Origin of the sequence: Desulfosporosinus sp. OT (genome assembly GCF_000224515.1) — a bacterium.
In the GTDB taxonomy this organism is placed as follows: Bacteria; Bacillota; Desulfitobacteriia; order Desulfitobacteriales; family Desulfitobacteriaceae; genus Desulfosporosinus.
Window position 1 is genome coordinate 1 of sequence record NZ_AGAF01000233.1, and the last position, 18,897, is coordinate 18,897.

An 18,897-nucleotide genomic window follows, 5' to 3' on the forward strand; every position below is an offset into this window, starting at 1 on the left:
TCCTCCCAAGATTGCAGAAATATACCAAGAACGCACAAAAAGGCCAGACCGTCTAAACGATCTGGCAAATAATTTCAGCACATTACATAGTAGCCTTTTGTTAAACCCGGAAAACGCCCAAAACGCTCCGGCGAGTGTTAATATGTTCTAGTAACAACTTTTCGCCACATTTCGGGAAGTACCAGTGGAAGGAAATGCGACCGGATGGGAGTCAAATAATATAGTATCGTGTTCATATGAATTCCCCTTACTATTAATTAGTGTGTTTTTTGACTGAATTCATTCAATTAAATTATTTTTGGAAAGCCCAATCCGTGTCTAAGATAATATTGTTCAAATTAAGAATGTGAACAAACGGAATCCAGCAGAAAGGGTATTTATTGTGTACATAACCCGCATAAGCTGAATTAAAATTACTTATTTAGCAAATAAATAAAATGCCTATGAAATGGAGGTATAGAAGCATGGATGAAATTATAACATTATTATTCTATCCCGTATTCCTAGTCATAACGTTTTGCTTAACGTTGATCTTTATTCCTAAAAATAAATATAAAGAATATTTTATCTATGGAATTCTTATCGGTGGGTTAGGTGATATAATAGCTGTTGGTTTATTTCAAAATATTCTAGGTGTTATGTGGTTTAAGAACCTAAGCATCTTCTATGTTTTAAAAATGATGGCACTATCCCCACTGTGTTGGACGGTTACTGTTATGATTTTTCTTTATTTTTTACCCGCCAAAAAGTCTTTCAGGTATCCCTATATTTTAACTTGGGCCAGTATAAGCCTTGGTTACGGATATATCGTACATAATGTTGGACTATACGATTTCGTTAACTGGTTCTACCCCATACCAGCTTATCTTATATTTCTTTGCTGGTGGGGTTTTGCTTCATGGTTGTTTAGAAGAACTAGTCCCTTGGCCAAAGAAGAGTATTATTAAGCAGTTCATTCAACAACTGACTCTCAAAATTAACTTCGTATTATGTGCAAACTCTCCTTGTAAATTCTGTCAATACTACTTGTAAGGAGAGTGATTAATTATGCAATCAAATGAAAGTTGTCAATTGGCTGAACAGTATCTTGGATACCTTACCGTAATAAAAAGGCGCTCAGAAAATACGGTAAAAGAATATCGCACAGATTTATTAATGTTCCTCAGTTATGTTATGGAATTGCGGAAAACGCCAATACCGGGAAATAACTTTGCTAAGGTTAATATTGACTTTCTATACAAGTATGGACGGGTTGATATACGATCACTTCAGCAAATTTTAGGACATGTGAGCGTGGCCATAACCGAAATTTATACGCATATTGATGAGCATCAATTACAATCTGCTGTCAATTCAAACCCGCTTGCTATGATGTTTAACTAATTACCAAAGTCATCTACGACTATGGTTTTAGATATTTAGAAGTTTATATTTAGTTACCATAAGTCTGTAAACCATACGGCACCCAAACACTCAGTTATTTCAGGATGCTATTTAAACACCCTAAAATTAGAATCTTATCGCTGTTTGTACTTTATCTCCGTTAATAACAATTTTTTCCGATTCATATAATCCTCCGTAATTACTTAAAAGGTATTTAGGATAATCCTACTAATGCCATTCCACGCAGAATCTGTGTGGTAGAGTATTTAAATGATGGGTTTAAGAATAATCCTGCGTAATATAATTATAGCTATGATTAATACTTACTTTCAGTTAATGCTCAAATGATATGTGTTCAGCAGAAACGATAAATTCTATTAACCCATTATTCTTATTTCGAAGCATTACATGCAATTCATATTTTCCGTTTGTTTTATATATTTCATCATTAACCCACAATGAGTTTTGCAGTAAAGAATCTTGTCTAATAATCTCATAGTTATCCAAATGCATTTTAGTTATGTTGGTGAAACTACCTGAATTATCAAATATAATGGTTAAGGTTTTTTCTGCTTCTTCTATATCACTATAGAAAATATTATAAGGAACTATCTAAAAATCAAGACAAGAGTGTGCTAGAAGAAATTCATTTCCATGATTGTACTGTTATAGTATTTGTATTACATAAAGCAACACGACAAGTAATTGAAGATGTAACTCGATTTTGTCAGGGCAATATAGAATTAAAGATGAAAACAATAGAAGCCGATCCGAGGGAAGACCTGGATAAGGCTCAGGCCGAGGCCGTTATGGACACGATCATTCAGAAGAATATATTCCTTACGTCCAGCGGCGAGCTGATCGGAAAGCGGGATATTAAGGTTGTTGGAACCACGATCAACGACTTCTACGAACCTCCCTAAGTTTAGGTGGAGCCAAAATAAGAACGGCGGCCGCGTGGCCGCCACTTCCCGCCTAACTTAACTTACATCACTGTCTGCTTCGGACTTGATTGAGAAAGCATGTCCCGGAATACGGGAATTAGGGTAATAGATACCCCAACCAACGACCTCCGCTGTACAATCAAATAGCACCGTCCAATAAAGCGATCTTCAATCGGTCTCTAAATCAATGCTTGGAATTTTACGGAATAAGTATCCCAAATAGTAATATAGACTTATACCTTTCCTTTGGCTTAGCTCCCAGTTACGCTGGATTCGGAGAGCTGGAGAAAAAATTCGGTGTTTCTCTCAGCGATAGGGTTTTTTATTATTGGTCAGTCCCACAAGATAGTCGATACTGGTTTTAATAGAATTCGGCAAGTTTAATAACCGAGGTTAATTTTCTTTTAAATAAGGAACTCCTAATTTAGCAGGTACATTAAAGGATTTTCGGGAAATCGTTAAAACAATGGTCATAATATAGGGCAGCGCAATAAATAATTCATTGGGAAATAAGGCACTGTTCCCTATGGACTGCATATAAATAGCAATTGCTTCGGCAAATCCGAAAGCCAGGGTCCCAATAACAGCTCCTTTGGGATTCCAATTGCCTAAGAAGCAAATGGCAAAAGCAATCCAGCCACGACCACCAATAATATTCGTCGTAAACATGCCCAGAAAACCAATGGAATAAAAAGCACCGGCTACTCCGCCCATAACCCCTGCTAAAAGCACCGTAAGAAAGCGAACCGTAAGCACATTGATGCCTGCCACATCCACCGCTTCAGGATTTTCCCCGGCAGACCGGATGGTTAAACCCATAGAAGTTTTATAAAGCATGAAATAGGAGAGCGGCGCCAAGAAATAGATAATGTAGGTCAATATAGTTTGATTAAACAGGATTGGCCCAAGCAGCGGAATTTCTGAAAGCAGGGGAATTGGAATCGTTGCTAAAGGACTAACCGTTAGCGGAGTTATTGGAACTCCAAAAATCACTCGGTACAAAAATGAACAAAGGCCTGCTACCAAAAGATTGATGGCCACCCCGGTCACCACTTGATGCTGCTTTAAATAGATGCAAATCCAGCCATACAAACCAGCCACTAATAAACCGGCCAGCATGGCCGATAAAAATCCGACGATTAAACTGCCGCTTAAATACCCTCCCACAAAACCGGCCCAGGCTCCCATTAAAAAGATCCCTTCAATAGCCGTGACCATCATCCCTGTTCGTTCGGCAATGACTTCTGCTAGAGCTCCAAACAGCAATGGCGTCCCCATCATGATTGTTCTGCTTAACAAATTGATCATTTGGCCACCGCCTTTTGTAACTTCCGTTTTTCTCGGTTATTTTCCAGCCAGGTCCGAACAAAATAGGAGAGAATGACAAAGACCATCACAAAGCCTTGCATCAATTCAATGATACTTGAGGGGATCCCTGACATCTGACCCATAATCGTACCGCCCACCTTCAGCGCCCCAAATAAAATCGCGGCAAAAATTATGCCTATAGGGTTGCCATTGGCTAAAATGGCAATGCCAATCCCGGCAGCGCCAAGGTCCGGATTAAAGCCCTGAACCAGCATATGCTGCACTCCGTTAACTTCCGTAAAGCCAGCCGCTCCGGCTAATGCCCCACTAATAAAAAACGCCAGAATATAAAGTTTCTTGGCATTGATGCCGGACATTTCCGCGGCTCCTGCATTATAACCCACGGCACGGATGCGATAACCCAGCGGTGTCTTGTAAAGCAGAACCCAAACCCCAACACAGGCCAGCACTGCCAGAACAAAACCAATGTGCAGTCTGGTGCCTGGGATGATACGAGGCAGCCAGACAGACGCAGCCAGAGCATCCGTTTGAGGATATTCAGCTTTCGTTTCTATAAGAAACGTGCGCAGCAAATAATTCATAATGGCCAAAGCCACATAGGTGGACATCATACTCACTAAAAATTCATTGGAATTGTACCGGGCCTTGACAAAGCCGATAAATGCCCCCCACAGGCCACCACCAACCATGGTTAGGAGCAAGGTAATCATCAGAACCAGCCCACCAGGCAGGATGTTCTGCAGCCACAAGGAGCTGGCGGCGGCAATGACCGCCCCAATGTAAAACTGCCCTTGGGCACCAATATTATATAAATTAGCTTTGTAGGTAAAAGCAAAGGCTAAAGCCGTGAACATTAAAGGCGTTGCTTTGACAAAGATGTCAGCAAAGGTATAGCTGTCACGCACCACCGAGGTGATTAAGACACTATAGGCACTCACTGGATTTTTACCCAGAAAAAGCAGCATTAACCCACTGGCAACGATTCCTAAGACAATGGCCAGAATATTGGTGATCAGGAGATCTCTTAACTTAGCCTGCATCGCTCTTCACCTCTCTTTCGCGAAATCCGGCCATTAACAGACCAATCTTCTCCGTGGTAAGCTCGGCACTGTTAAAGACCCCTTGTATTTCGCCCTTATACAAGATCGCAATTCTGTCAGAAAGGGCAAAAATCTCCGCAAGCTCAGTAGAAACCAGTAAAACACTTTTGCCTTTGGCACGTTCCTGAAGAATAACCTGGTGAACGTGGTTAACCGCGCCCAGGTCTAACCCTCTGGTCGGTTGATCGAAGACGATGACCTTCTCGCCATTATCTACTTCCCGAGCCAAAACCACTTTTTGTTGGTTGCCCCCTGATAAACCACGAGCAATAGTCTCCGGTGAAGGAGCCTTAATTGAATAGTCCTGAATCTCCTGCCAGGTGTATTGATTAAGTTTTTGCTTGTCAATAAATCCGCGCTTTTGCCATTTCTTAGCGTAACTACTCTTTAGCAGCATATTCTCGGCAATGGACATATCCATAATCATGCCATCACTGCTTCTGTCCGCAGGAACATAGCCAATTCCTAAATCTATCCTGGCTCTGATCTTCCGTTCAGTAATATCCTCCCCATCCAGCAAGATTTTCCCCTTGGTCGGTAAAATTGCACCACACACTATTTCACAGAGTTCCTGCTGGCCATTGCCACTGACCCCTGCAATCCCCAGAATTTCTCCTTTGTGCAAGGTCAAAGAAATATCCTTCAAGGCTGGGACCCCGGTTTTCTCCTGCAGGGTAACCTGTTGAATTTCCAAGCGCACTTCCTGATCAATCGATTCCTGCCGGTCCTCTTTAGTTACCCAATTTAAATCTCTGCCGATCATCAATTTGGATAATTCCAGTTCGTTGGTCTCAGCCCGTTTTATGTCTCCAAAGACCCTTCCTGCCCTCATGACAATAATCCGATCCGCAACACTCATGACCTCTTTTAACTTGTGGGTGATAAAAATAACCGAATTACCTTGAGCGGTAAAATCTCTGACAAAGCCCATGAGGTTTTCAGCCTCTTGAGGGGTGAGAACTGCCGTTGGTTCATCCATAATTAACAGATTGGTTTTTTGATACAGGGCCTTTAAAATTTCGACTTTTTGTTGAACACCTACGGCCAGGTCGCGGATAAAGTCATCAGGATTAAGCTCAAAGCCATAAAGCTCAGCCAGCCTTTTGATTTCTTCCCGGAACAATTTATGATCAATTATGCCATGAACATTGCCCAGGATAATATTATCGGTCACCGTGTGAGCAGGCACCAAAGAAAAATGTTGCTGGATCATGGAAATCCCAAGTTCCATGGCCTCCTTGGGCGAATCGATTTTTATCTCCCTACCATCTTTCAAGAGTTTCCCTTCGTCAGCCTTGTAAAGTCCGTAGAGGATCTTCATAATCGTACTTTTACCTGCTCCGTTTTCTCCCAATAAAGCTAACACTTCACCTCTTTGAATGGAAAAGGAAACATCTTGATTAGCAATAACTTTGGCAAAGTATTTACTGATCCCCCTAAGTTCAAAAAAAGCTGTCGCCACAATTTCACCACCTATTCAAAAAAATAGAGGCACCTCTCGGAACCGCTATTTTTTGGCTGATTTATTTTTGTTTTAGTGATTTTTATTGGTTCATCGGTTTATTTATTGACAAACATAGCGTTGAAATCAACTTCACCTTTTTTAGCTTTCTCCATGCCTGCAGCTACTTTGTCTTGAATATCTTTACTAATGTTGGCTGTATAGACCGGCTTAAAGATATTCTCAGCAATTCCTGCTTCATGGACTTTGTTGCCATCTAAACTGCCATCCAGGTATTTTTGAATAGCCCAGACGTAAAAGGTTTCAAAATCAAACACCACCGAACTTACAACCGTATTGGGATCAATGGTTGTCTGATCTCCCGAGAAACCGATGAATTTAACCCCTTTTTCTTTGGCAGCCTGGATAGAGCCTAAGCCAACCTGATTGGCATAAACAAACATCACATCAGCGCCATTATCAATCATTGTCGCGGCCATTTGTTTGCCTAAAGCCACGTCATCCCAGCTATTGGCATAAGCACGAACTGCTTTGGCACCTGAAATTCCCCGCTCTTTCGCGAGATTCACAGCAACCTTTTCATAGACATCCAACAAATGTTCCATAGCCTTATTGGGGAAACCGCCGATTGTGGCAAATTGACCGTTTTTGCTGACTTCTCCCGCCATTAAGGCAGCTATATAACTTGCTTCATATTCTTTGGGGAAAATCGGGGCAACATTTGGACCCTTGCTAACCATGCCATTGACAACGCAAAACGTTGTTTTAGGATAGTTCGCCGCAACCTTATTGGCCGCTTCATCAAATTGGGTACCTGCAGCCATAATCAGATTATAACCACGCTCGGCATAATTTCTAAAGGTAGACTCATAATCAGCAGCCTGTACGTTTTCCACGTATTCCATTTTTGTGCCCAGAGTTTTATTGGACTTAACCAGCCCGGCATAGTTTGTGGCATTCCAGCTTTGATCGTTAATAGGTCCGGGTAATATAAGAACCATTTTGTAATCGCCTGCACCTTTTTTGCCTGAATCTACTGTGGTGGTGCCACATGCTGTCAACAAAAACAGCATTAATACGGCCAAGACAATCGCAGTCAATTTGGACCTTTTCTTAACCATTTCTCTTCCCCCCAATTTAATTTAGTTGCCTCCAAAGGATTAGGGTCAGCCCTTTAAATATTAGCCCTATTGTAACAAAAATCAGCTGCTGTAATAGTAACAGTCATGTCGAGTTTCTAGCACTATTTTGCTACAATAGTCCAACGCTTGTCACTTTCTTGACATTTAGCACTATTTTGCTGTCTTGCAGTTTTTTCTCCGCTCATCCTCCGGAGTAATTCCCATATACTTCTTGTAAAGTCTGGAAAAATAGCTCGGATTCTGATAGCCTACCCTATACGATATATCTGTAATTTTAAAATCCGTATTGATCAATAGGGTTCTTGCTTTAGTCAATCGATAATTGATCAGGTAAATACTAAAGTTTTCGCCGGTTACCTCCTTAAACAAGCGGCTGAAATACTCAGGGGACCGATATACCTGGCTGGCGACATCTGCCAGGGAAATGACTTTATCGAAATGTTCATGAATATAAATTAAGGCCTTTTCGATAAATTGATTGTTATTATCATGGTGCTCGCCGGAATACTCAGTCAGGGTTTTTTGGGCCGCACGTTCCAACTGATCGGTGATTCTTTGTCTGTCATATTGCGTATAGCGATCCTCTTCGATTTTTGCCAGTATTTCAATTAATTCAGAGCTTCTTAATTCAGACTTTAAGATGTATTCCTTAGCACCGCAGGTAATGGCTTGTTTGGCATAGGAAAAATCAGCGTAATTTGTCAAAATAACAAATTCCGTCTGAGGCAGTACTTTCTTAATATTTTTCATCGCCGTAATTCCATCCATTTTGGGCATCCTGATATCCATGATCACCACATCAGGCTTCTCTTTGACAGCCAGCTCCTGGGCCTGCAAACCATCTGACGCTATTCCGACAATCTCCAACCTGTTATTTTTATCTTTCAGACAATAGTTCAGCCACTCCCGAATCGGCAACTCATCATCTGCAATGACAATTCTTAACATAATTCCTCCCTAAGCATAGCGAAATTTAAGGATTATTTTAGTTCCTTCCGGCTCATTCTGTTCAATTGTCAGACCGTAGGAGCCTCCGCAAAGAATTCTAATTCGTTCATGCACATTTAAAATTCCTACTCTGCTCATTTGAACCTCTTTATTAAAGATCTCGGTAATTTTCTCCTGGCTCATGCCAATTCCGTTGTCAGAAATCGTGATAAATAAATCATTATCAGCTAATTCAGCTTCCACCTTAATCACAATCAAGCGATTAACCTGCAAGCCGTAAAAAATAGCATTTTCGATAATTGGCTGCAAGATAAAGGAGGGAATCTGAACATTTAAGGTGTTCTCATCCAGTAAAAATTCTACGATAAAGGCGTTGGAATATCTCATCTTTTGCAGGGCGACATAATCCTCCAAGTGCTTAACCTCATCACTTAACAGGACGAATTCATCTGCACGGGACAGTACCCTGCGCAACAGCTTAGAAAAATGATAAAGCATCTCCTCGGCTTCTTTGTTTTTCCCCATTTCAACATAAAAGCGAATGGAGCTTAAGGTATTGTAGATAAAATGCGGATTGATTTGAGCTTGCAGGAAATCAAGCTCCAGCAAGCGTTTTTGTCGCTCGTTGTTGATGTTTTCTTCAAGCAGATAATTCACGCGCTGAATCAATTCATTGAAGGAAATGGAGATTTCCGAAAACTCCTTATAGGCACTATCCGGAATTTGAATGGAAAGATTACCATGATTATTGAATTCAGTCATTTTGTTGGTGAGTAAACTTAAGGGTCCTGCCAGCTTTCTGGCGACAGCAATGAGGGCCACCCCAGTCAGTAACGTGCATAAAATACCAAAAGCAATTAAAAACAGCTCAATTTTTTTGAGAGGCAGCATGGCACTTGCTAAAGAAACCGACTCGACTATGTACCAGCCGTAATCGCTAATCGGCTGAAAAATAAAGAGCTTATCATCTTTCAAATAATAGTTATTCAGCTTGTTTTTGATGTTGGCTTCAACAAAGCTATTCAGTTTTTCATTGATTTTGTCTTTATCCTTGTGAGAAATGATCACGCCATCCTGATCAACAATAAAGAAATCTTTTTCTTCATTCGTCAAACGAATATAATTATCACCCAATAGTTTTTCATTGACATTTAACAAGAGCACCCCATAGTATTGTTTGGAAATATAGTCTTCAACTTTTCTGGCTACCTGGAAATAACAATTATATCCCCCTGTGGCAGTAAAGTAAGACTTGATGGGAAAAATTTCACTATCCTTGCCTTTTTCCAGCGCTTTGTCAAAGGTTGCTAAGTCAGCCTCCTGATTGGATGACATGGAATAGGAGGTGGAGTAAGTATTGCCGCGCTTATCGATCAAATGGGCGTCGATGAACATGGCCGTACTTCGATAAGACCAGATGTAACCCGACATTATTCCTTCAATTTTCAGAAGCTGTTCCTTGTTGGCACGCTCTCCGCCTGAGCTTTTTTTTAGTGATTCAATAATACTTGTATCATAGGCAATGCGGCTGGCCAGAACTTCAACATCCTTTAATTCCTGATTAATCCTGATGGCAATCTGCTGAAGCATATTAGTGTTCAGCTGAATAACCTCTTTGAGAATAACTGATTCTGAATATTTATAGGTGGAAAAAGCCAAAAACGTAATGAGGCATTGGAGAATAATAAACAGCATAATGAATAACTGAAGAATCAAACTTCTTTTTTTCATACACAATTTTCCTTCAACCTGGAATTCATCGAGCAATATTACTTAAGATACAAATTCGACAAGGCTTAGAATTACCCTGCCCCCAAAATCACTACTAATAGTACTAAAAATAATTTTTTCATAATACTATAATCCTTTCTCATTACCAATGTCTGTTTTACGGATTTTCTCTATTTGTTTTAATATTACCTGCAGCACAGAAATATAGAAAGCCGCCTACATAGGCGGCAGATCTACTGGTGTCACTTTCTTTAAAGTTTTAACTCAGCCTGGGTCAATTTCCGGGGATTTTAAGCAATTCATCCTTTTCGAGCTGCCTCCGCAGGAATAATTCCCCCCAGCCCGGGAACATGTTCACTGAATTGTACATGAAGAACCGGCCGACCTTGCAGGTATTCCGTACCTAAGATTTGGCTGGATTTATTCTCGGCCATCACCTACTCATTCTATTAAACCTCTACCTTGCAACAATTCTTTTGTTTCATTCCAGAGTTTATTTTGCATAGTAATATCTCCGCCAGGGTATGCAGGAATAATTGACTTGCCAGTTCCAACGTTAAAATAGCCACCGGTGACTCCTTGATATTGCGACTCTACAACTAAACGAGTAATAATGTCAGCTCCTTTACGTGGATCTCCAATATGCAAAAATTTTAAAATTCGTTCAAGAGCAGAAGCAAACCAAAGTTCACGTCCGAGACCAGTTACATTGAACCCTGGATTTAGTGCATTAACAGTGACTCCTGTTCCAGATAATTGAAGTGCCAGTTCTCCAGTAAACATAATATTAAGAAGTTTAGTTTTTCCGTAAAGCGCAGAGGAGCCTCGAGTCGTAAAAGTAGATGTATCTGTCAAATCCTCTGGAAGCTTAAGTTCACCATGGTTGCGTGATGCTTCAGAAGCGACATTGACAATCCTAGCGTTTCCTGACTTCATTAACGATGGTTGTAATGTATATGACAATAGCCACGGTGCCAAATAGTTCACTGCCATCATTTCTGCGAAGCCTTCTGAGGTTATTCGTTGCTCAAAAGCATGCAATCCCGCATTATTCACCAGCGCGTCAATCTTTGGATAGACTTCTTTAATCTCTTTTCCAATCCGCCGGACATCTTCCATTAATGACAGGTCTCCGTAAAAAAAGTCTACCTCTGTCTTTGGCGCAATGTCTTTTAGCATTTTTCGGGTCGTTTCTGCCCTCTTCTTGCTTCTAGCTGTCAGTACAAGATGGGTACCTCGCTTTGCTAATTCAATTGCCACAAGTTGTCCCAGCCCACTAGTAGCACCAGTGATTACAACAATTGGATAAGTCATTATAAGAATCCTCCTATAAACTACTATTATTTTTGGTATTCCCTATCAGTTGCTAACTCTACATTGTTAAATAGTCAATTAATGTTATATTGCCTTGACATGTTACAGACAAATTTATATAGTTGACATATATCAATTATATTATATATTTGATATATGTCAACTATATAAATGTTCCAACCCTAATGAATTGAGGTGAACTATGGAGGATTATTCTACAGATACTACCAGAGAACAGTTAGAACTGAAGCTCGGCGAACAGCTAAATGCACTTATTAGTGCCTCACATGCACTAAATGTCAGAACGGCAGCACGTTTCGATGCGACATTACAGCCTGCAGCTTTTCTCATTGTTCGATGGCTCTTCTCATTTGGCCCAACAAATGCTACAGTTTTAGCGGAATCAACGGCTATGGACCGTAGTTCTGTAAGCCGCCTTGTCAATCAACTCAAGCGCTTGGGTTATGTTAAAAGCGAAACATCTCCTAATGATCGTCGAGGAGTACTGTTATCTTTGACAGAACTTGGACGTCAACAGACTAAAGATGCTTTAAAAGAAAAAGAATCTGTATTTTATAAACGCATCTCAAAGTGGGAGGATTCCGAACTGGAAAAATTCATTCAAATGCTTAAACTTTTGAATGATAATGGAAGCCACTTCTAGCAATGACTCTTAAAGGTGTCGAAGATAATTGAGCAGTTAGGGCTGCAGTTGGAGCGAGTCCAAATGGATGCCGACGATCACAACAACTGCAGGTATGCCATATTCTCTGGCTATGTCCGGTCAACTTATAGTTTTACATTGATTGCGGAGGATTCCCTTTTGAACATTTTTTTGAAATCATCCAACAATGTGTAAATAACCGGTACTACAAACAAAGTAAGAATCGTTGAAGTAATTAATCCCCCGATCACTGCATGGGCCATTGGCGCATACATCTCCGAGCCGGTTGCTTTCGTAAAGGCTGAAGGCAGCATGCCGAAAATCATCGCCAAAGATGTCATCACGATGGGACGCAACCTTACCAGTCCGGCTTCCACCAAGGCTTTATTTATTTCTACTCCTTGGCTTCTCCTCTGTCGGGCATAGTCAACAAGCAAAATAGCATTCTTCGCAACAAGACCCATCAACAAAATAACCCCGATCAAAGACATGACGCTTAGCTGACTGCCGGCAATAAAAAGTCCAAGTATTGCTCCGATAATAGCCAAAGGAAGAGCAAACATAATCGCTACAGGGTCAATAAAGCTCTCAAACTGTGCGGCCATAACCAGGAATATAAATAGAATGCCTATTCCCAAGGCTATCACCAACTCATTAAAGCCTTCTGCCATTGGATCATCAGCCAGCACAATGGAAATACCCTTGGGCATCTGTATTTCATTGTTGAGCTTTTGCAAATTTGTAGCAGAAAAAGCATCGCTGGAAACCCCTGTAACATTGGCAGAGAGCGTAATTTGTTCCGCTCTATCGTACCTTTGCAGGGTTGAAGAGGTGGCAGCAAAAACCTTTCGGGTCACCTGGTCCAGAGCGATCATACGACCATCTGAACTTGATACATAGATCCCGCTCAAACTCTCTAAGTTCTCGCGCTGATTATCTTTCAAGGAAACCCTTACATCATAGCGGTCTTTTGCTCCATTAAACTTGCTCACGACTACACCGTCAAACAACGTATTTAAGGTTTCTCCGACTGCAGCCGGATTGACTCCCAGATCTGCTGCCAGATCACGATCCACATCCAGCTTCATCTCCAGCTTTCCTGCCTTATAACTAATGCCTACATCCCGGGCACTGTGATCCTCACTCAAGATCAGTTTAGCTGCAAGGGCAACCTTTTGCATCTGCTCGTAATCATTCCCCCTGATATTAAAAGTGACATCCTTAGCTGCCTCCGACCCCGTTGAAGCTGCATTAATGGTGAATTCTATTCCGGGAACTTTTTGATAGTCAGTTCTCATTTTCTCAGCGATCTCCCGGGCACTGTCTTTTCGTTCCTTTTTATCAGACAGCTTTATGAAAATTGATACTTGTTCCTTTCCTACAGTAGTATACATACTCCGTACTTCAGGATACGTTAAAGCAATACTTTCAAGTTCCTTAGCTTTTTCTCCCGCTGCCTCAAGGGATAAACTTGAGTCAAGTCCCGCATCGATGGTAAGTTCCCCCAAGTCCGTGGCAGGAAGAAAGCTGAAGCCCAGCCCGGGAACTAAGGCGATACTTCCGGCAAACATTGCGAAAACCAAGATCAGTACTTTCAGCCTGTGGCGGAGGACTACCTTAAGTAATTGTGAATAATTTCCGGAGAGTTTATCAAACCTTTGGTTAAACCACCCTAAAAACTTACCAAAAAAGCTTTTCCCCCTTTTATCCTCTGCCTTGAGCAGTTTAGCTGACATCATGGGTACAAGAGTAAAGGAAACGAACAACGAAACTAACATACTAAAAACAACGGTTAGTCCAAACTCCATAAATAACTTCCCGATAAATCCACTAACCAAGGCAACCGGAAGAAACACAGCTACGACGGACAGGGACGTCGCCAGGACAGCAAGCCCAATTTCTGACGTTGCATCCTGGGCTGCTTGAAAGGGAGATTTACCCATGCGCAGATGGCGCTCGATATTTTCTATGACAACAATCGCGTCATCGATCAGAAGTCCTACGGAAAGTGATATCGCCATCATTGACATGGTGTTGATGGAAAATTTCATGAGCTTCATCGCAATAAACGTGGTAATGATGGAGATAGGCAGAGAAACCGCACCGGTCAAGGTGCTTTGCCATTTATTCAAGAAGAGAAAGATAATTGCAATTGCCAGGATACATCCCTCGATGACTGTTTTATTAACATTGTTGACCGTATCCTTTACAGCCTGGGAATTATCACGCACAATGTCAACTTTTACCCCTTCTGGCAGTAGTCCTTTAATCCGCGTCAGTTCTGCATTAACTTTATCCGATACCTCCACTGTATTGGCACCTGATTGTTTGATGACATCAATACCAATGGCAGGCTTCCCTTGATAAAAGCAGAGGGATTCCCGATCCTTAATTCCATCGGTCACTTCTGCCACATCATGCAGCCTGATCTCAGATCCTGCGCGTTTGGCAACAAAAATATTACTTAAATCCTCAACTTTGTTGATATTACTGGTTGTACTAAGCGAAATTTCTGTACTGGCATCGGTCACCTTACCGCCCTGCATCTCCAGATTATCACTTTGCAGGCTATTGACTACTTCTGACGTAGTTAAGCCAAATGCAGCGAGCTTTTCCTTATCCAGCAGAATGTGTATTTCACGTTCTGTGTTACCCTGTATGTTGACTGCACCAACTCCTTTAACCGTATAGAGACCCCTTTTTACAACATCATTGACCAGCTGAGATAACTCTTTAGTATCTGCTGTCCCGGATACTGCCAGAGAAAAAATAGCTTCGGCGGTCATATCAAATTTTGCAATAACCGGCTCCTCAACCTCTTGCGGCAGCTGCCCTCGAATGGATCCAACTTTATCCCGTACCTCTTGGACCGCCACATCTGGGGATTTATCCATAGAAAACTCCAGGACTGTATTAGAAACCCCCTCAGCGATCGTTGAACTGATATACTTTACTCCTGAAAGCTGTCCTGCAGCTTCCTCGACAATCTTAGTCACCTTTGTTTCGAGCTGCTCCGGCGATGCTCCCCTTTGCTCAACAGTTACTGTAACGTAAGGTATATTAGTCTGAGGCATGTCATTTACCGACAGTCCTTTGTAGGAGAGAATACCGACTACAAGTAGGACTACAAAAATAACCGTAATAAAAACAGGTCGCTTTATACTGACATTTGCTAAAATCATGGTTAGCCCCCCTATTCCGAAACTACCGCTATAGTGTCTCCATCCTGCAATGTGTTCACATTGGTACAAATGACACTCTCGCCTTTTTGCACACCGGATTTGATGACGACAACATTTTCATTAGTTTCGCCAATAGTTACACTACGTTTACGGGCAATCCCTTTGTCATTTACGTAAACGTAGTAGCTTCCTTCATTTCCTGTTAAAGCTGCTATGGGAACTGTAGCTGTTTCAACCTTTTGGTCATTAACTAGTTCTGCCTTGGCAAAACTTCCAGGCTTTAGTGTCTGGTCTGGGTTATCCAACTGAATCTTGCCTTTAAAAACTCGTGAGGAAGGGTCGGCAGACACATTAATACTTTTCAGTGTTCCATCATGCGCCAAGGCGTCGCTCTCTCCAATCGTTACTTTGGCCTTCTGCCCAACTTTAATATCGTCCAGGTTAGTCTGCTTTACTTCTATGACCGCATATATCGGGGAAATGTTTTTAACTTTCGCAAGTATGGTTCCCGAATCTACGTTCTGACCCAGACTCACACTTTTTTCATCCATGATTCCGCTTATTGGGGCACTAATAGTGGTATAGGATAAAGAATCCGTAAGACTTTCCACATTGACCTGAGAGGTAAGGACACTAGCTTTTTGGGCCTCGAGGTTTGCTTTAGCCGCCTTTAAAGCAATTTCTGCTTTTTCAAGCTCAACCTTAGCAATTGCATTATTATCAAATAGTACTTTCTGCCTGTCAAAATTACTCTGTTCCGAATCCAAATTCACTTCAGCACTTGTCAAACTCGCTTGTGTGGCAGACAGTTGACTTTCAGCCGCTCGGAGATTATTTCTGGCCTCCTTGTCATCAAGTTTAACCAGAGGCTCTCCCTGATGTATGTACTTACCTTCCTCAAACAGAATTTGAACAACCTTTCCAGCGACTTTACTACTTACGATACCTTCCTCCGACGCATCCAAGGAAGCCTTGAATTCAATTCCTGCTGCTTTTTCCATAAAATTCACTTTCTGAACCTTGACAGAAACCTTATTATTTACTTGCTTAATTTCTGCGGTCGATGCTCCCTCCTGATTGCGTAACAACATAACCCCAGTAATCAGAACAACCAAAATAGCCATAGAAATAATCACTTTTTTCTTTGTTAGCATTGTTTGACTCCTCCCTGTATAAATTAAACACTAGTTTGATCGCCCTAGAAGATCGACGCGTTGATGAACTCAGCTTAGCGCAGAAATTTAAACGGAGCGTAAACGGAAATACAATTTCCGAAATACTTTGGAAACACAAAAAAACGGCTGAAGGATGGTTCCTACGCCGTTTTTTTTTCGAGATTTTATGTTTACTCGTTGATAGGTAGTTTAACCTTGAATACCGTTCCCTTTCCTAAGGCGCTTTCCACCGTAACATTGCCCTTGTGTAGATTTACAATCTTTTTCACCAGGGCAAGTCCCAGCCCATTTCCACCCAATGATCGATCACGGGATTTATCTACTTTATAAAATCGCTCAAAAATATGCATTAGCTCAGATGGAGCTATACCGATACCATTATCGGAAATGATACAAACCGCGGTTTCACCGTCTTGTTTTAAGCTGACATTAATCTCTCCATTTTCAGGTGTAAATTTTATAGCATTCACCAAAAGGTTGATCCAAACCTGCTTTAACAGATCCTCGTTTCCACAGACGGTTATTTTAGGCAACGTTGTTTCGGGAATAATATTTTTTGCTTTCCATTGCGGTTCTAAGAGTAATACAACGTTTTCAAGTTGTCTGTCCAACGGAAACGAGGCTTTCGTGATAGAACCGCCCGACCCTTCTAATGCCGACAGCCGCAAAAGATTTTCCGACAGTTTGGATAATCTCTTGCTTTCCTCTTCGATGATCGTGGCATATTCCAGCTGCTTAAGCGTCGCGCCGTCCTTTCGCAGCAGAGCGGCATAGCCGCTGATGGATGTCAGCGGCGATTGAAACTCATGGGATATGTTAGAGATAAAATCCTGCCGCAACTGCTCCATTGAACCGAGTTCTTTCGCCATTTTGTTGATGCTGTTGGTAAGCTCATTGAAACGTCCATGCTCATCCTGTTCAATAAATACATCAAAATTACCCTGTGCTATTCTTTCCAAAGCTTCAAGGGTTCTCCGCAGCAAGCGGGACCGATTGTGGGTATTTATAATAGCCCCTGCAAAAATACTCCCGACAATCAGAAATAAATTGATAGTACCGTAGAGCATATCCCCCCACGGTTCGGGCGGTCTTCCTATGAACCGGTAAATCAGCAGCATCAGCATATAGCTTGCCACAAAACACACCCCAAGCATGCACACGCCAAAACACAGCCAGAGCAAATTCCGAAACCAGCTCTTCTTTTTCAAGAATTAACCTCCAGACGATAACCCAAGCTGCGAATGGTGAGAATTTGAAAACCGAATCCTTCGGGCGGAAATCGGTCGCGCAGCCGTCCGACATGGACATCCAAAGTGCGTTCATTGCCGTCAAAGTCGAACCCCCATAGTTCCTCAATCAGCTGATTGCGGGATAAAGTTTTTCCCGGGAAGCTGCCAAGCTTAAAAAGAAGTTCAAATTCTCGCAGGGGAATACTTAGGCGTTCTCCGTTGGCGGAAACCATATGGCTGGTGTTGTCCACGGTAAGAGCACCAATGACAATGGTTTGCTGTGAAGCGATTTTATAGCGTTTCAGCAACGCTCTGATGCGAAGCACCAATTCTTCTGCTTCAAAAGGTTTTGTCAGATAATCATCCGCACCCGATCCATAGCTTTCTATTTTTGAGCCTATTTCACTTTTCGCCGTCAGCATAAGGATAGGCATATCCTTGTAATAATTGCGGGCATTCCGGCAAAAATCCAAGCCGTCCATATTAGGCATCATTATATCAGCAACGCATAGATCTATTCTTTTTTCGTCGAATTTTAAAAGCGCATCGCGCCCATCTGCGGCTTCGCAAACTTCGAAACCGGCATCGTTTAAAATAGTACGTACCAGTCTGCGAATATAATTATCGTCATCAACTACCAATATCTTATTCATTATTTGCACCTCTCATAAAAAGCACTATTTAAAAACCAATATAATATATGTTTTTAAACAGAGTGTAAACACATCAACAAAAGTGATTGCTCATATCTTGCTTTTTAGTCTGCCATCGACCGGCATTTCAGTATCCATTGGAATTTCCCAAACATGGCAAAAACGTATATCTCCTTTAATTCTATCTTCTTTACATAATTTTTGCACTTGGCGTTTATATAAAGAGAATACCAGCTAAAAAGCCGACATTCTCTCATCATTGCCCAGTCTCAAAATTGCAGTACACTAGGAATCTCCGGAGAAATTTCGATACCTTCATGCTCATTTAACAAAATAACTTCATCCTTTACTTCTATTGTAGCCTAGAGTACCATTGTGTACTGTTCTATGATGAGCGCTTGGGTATAGTTCAAATTCGTCACCAGTGACCAATTTGAACTGCTCTGTCCGTCAGAGTTGTTTAGTCCGTACTCTTCGTAAAGCTGTATCAGCCTACCGGCAGTTCTATGGGAATAGCTCGCCGATTCTTCCTGCCACTTACCCCATTCCCCGTGCTTGACCAGACTCTTCGCTTCTTTCAGCAGGCGGCCGATTTCAACGGCGCTGACCAGACGGATTATCTATATTTCGAACCATTACTC

At 41.6% G+C, this 18,897-nt stretch carries 16 protein-coding genes and 2 pseudogenes; 5 read left to right on the forward strand and 13 right to left on the reverse strand.

The genetic code is table 11. The features are described from left to right. Positions 1–464 precede the first annotated feature (464 nt). From DOT_RS21940 to DOT_RS32100, 4 genes and pseudogenes are all read left to right on the forward strand, one after another. Positions 465–947: a hypothetical protein gene (locus DOT_RS21940; RefSeq protein WP_040413174.1), complete on the forward strand. Its 483-nt coding sequence runs from the start codon at positions 465–467 to the stop codon at positions 945–947. Between the two features lie 100 nt (positions 948–1,047). Then, positions 1,048–1,179: pseudogene (locus DOT_RS32090) on the forward strand (site-specific integrase); the annotation flags it as partial. Positions 1,180–1,233: 54 nt separating this feature from the next. Continuing rightward, positions 1,234–1,383 (forward strand): annotated as a pseudogene (locus DOT_RS32095) (recombinase XerC); the annotation flags it as partial. A gap of 632 nt (positions 1,384–2,015) precedes the next feature. Beyond that, positions 2,016–2,306: a DUF2922 domain-containing protein gene (locus DOT_RS32100; RefSeq protein WP_040413175.1), complete on the forward strand. Its 291-nt coding sequence runs from the start codon at positions 2,016–2,018 to the stop codon at positions 2,304–2,306. Positions 2,307–2,720: 414 nt separating this feature from the next. Here DOT_RS32100 and DOT_RS21960 read toward each other — a convergent pair whose 3' ends face one another. The 8 genes from DOT_RS21960 to DOT_RS21990 all read right to left on the reverse strand — a co-directional run bounded on the left by DOT_RS21960 (position 2,721) and on the right by DOT_RS21990 (position 11,353). After that, positions 2,721–3,635 carry an ABC transporter permease gene (locus DOT_RS21960; protein ID WP_040413177.1) on the reverse strand — a complete coding sequence of 305 codons (915 nt, stop codon included), beginning with the start codon at positions 3,633–3,635 and terminating at the stop codon, positions 2,721–2,723. Next, positions 3,632–4,696 carry an ABC transporter permease gene (locus DOT_RS21965; RefSeq protein ID WP_009623685.1) on the reverse strand — a complete coding sequence of 355 codons (1,065 nt, stop codon included), beginning with the start codon at positions 4,694–4,696 and terminating at the stop codon, positions 3,632–3,634. The genes DOT_RS21960 and DOT_RS21965 overlap by 4 nt, the downstream gene beginning before the upstream one ends. Then, positions 4,686–6,218: an ABC transporter ATP-binding protein gene (locus DOT_RS21970; protein ID WP_009623686.1), complete on the reverse strand. Its 1,533-nt coding sequence runs from the start codon at positions 6,216–6,218 to the stop codon at positions 4,686–4,688. Before DOT_RS21970 ends, DOT_RS21965 begins: the two co-directional genes overlap by 11 nt. Before the next feature lie 98 nt (positions 6,219–6,316). Then, positions 6,317–7,339: a BMP family protein gene (locus DOT_RS21975; protein WP_009623687.1), complete on the reverse strand. Its 1,023-nt coding sequence runs from the start codon at positions 7,337–7,339 to the stop codon at positions 6,317–6,319. Between the two features lie 171 nt (positions 7,340–7,510). Then, positions 7,511–8,308 (reverse strand): response regulator, encoded by a 798-nt coding sequence (locus tag DOT_RS21980; protein WP_009623688.1) that lies wholly within the window; start codon positions 8,306–8,308, stop codon positions 7,511–7,513. A gap of 9 nt (positions 8,309–8,317) precedes the next feature. Continuing rightward, the gene (locus tag DOT_RS21985) at positions 8,318–10,039 is read right to left on the reverse strand and encodes a sensor histidine kinase (protein WP_009623689.1); all 1,722 of its coding nucleotides are present in this window, start codon (positions 10,037–10,039) and stop codon (positions 8,318–8,320) included. Positions 10,040–10,338: 299 nt separating this feature from the next. Beyond that, a complete protein-coding gene (locus tag DOT_RS32540) occupies positions 10,339–10,473 on the reverse strand; it encodes a hypothetical protein (RefSeq protein WP_009623690.1) in 135 nt (44 codons plus the stop codon). Positions 10,474–10,480: 7 nt separating this feature from the next. Next, positions 10,481–11,353, reverse strand: a complete 873-nt coding sequence (locus DOT_RS21990) for an SDR family NAD(P)-dependent oxidoreductase (protein WP_009623691.1) — start codon at positions 11,351–11,353, stop codon at positions 10,481–10,483. A gap of 202 nt (positions 11,354–11,555) precedes the next feature. Here DOT_RS21990 and DOT_RS21995 point away from each other — a divergent pair, with 202 nt between their 5' ends. Further along, entirely contained in the window at positions 11,556–12,017 is a 462-nt protein-coding gene (locus tag DOT_RS21995; RefSeq protein WP_009623692.1) for a MarR family transcriptional regulator, read from the forward strand. Between the two features lie 125 nt (positions 12,018–12,142). Here the strand turns inward: DOT_RS21995 and DOT_RS22000 are convergent, their stop codons facing one another. From DOT_RS22000 to DOT_RS29080, 5 genes are all read right to left on the reverse strand, one after another. Then, positions 12,143–15,199 carry an efflux RND transporter permease subunit gene (locus tag DOT_RS22000; protein WP_009623693.1) on the reverse strand — a complete coding sequence of 1,019 codons (3,057 nt, stop codon included), beginning with the start codon at positions 15,197–15,199 and terminating at the stop codon, positions 12,143–12,145. Positions 15,200–15,210: 11 nt separating this feature from the next. Next, complete coding sequence (locus DOT_RS22005) at positions 15,211–16,353, reverse strand: efflux RND transporter periplasmic adaptor subunit (RefSeq protein ID WP_009623694.1); 1,143 nt, start codon at positions 16,351–16,353, stop codon at positions 15,211–15,213. A gap of 191 nt (positions 16,354–16,544) precedes the next feature. Beyond that, positions 16,545–17,582: a HAMP domain-containing sensor histidine kinase gene (locus DOT_RS22010; protein ID WP_040413180.1), complete on the reverse strand. Its 1,038-nt coding sequence runs from the start codon at positions 17,580–17,582 to the stop codon at positions 16,545–16,547. Continuing rightward, on the reverse strand, positions 17,579–18,256 hold the full coding sequence (locus DOT_RS22015) for a response regulator transcription factor (protein WP_009623696.1): 678 nt from the start codon (positions 18,254–18,256) through the stop codon (positions 17,579–17,581). The genes DOT_RS22010 and DOT_RS22015 overlap by 4 nt, the downstream gene beginning before the upstream one ends. Before the next feature lie 362 nt (positions 18,257–18,618). Next, a complete protein-coding gene (locus DOT_RS29080) occupies positions 18,619–18,876 on the reverse strand; it encodes a DUF3102 domain-containing protein (RefSeq protein ID WP_083824244.1) in 258 nt (85 codons plus the stop codon). Positions 18,877–18,897: the final 21 nt, after the last annotated feature.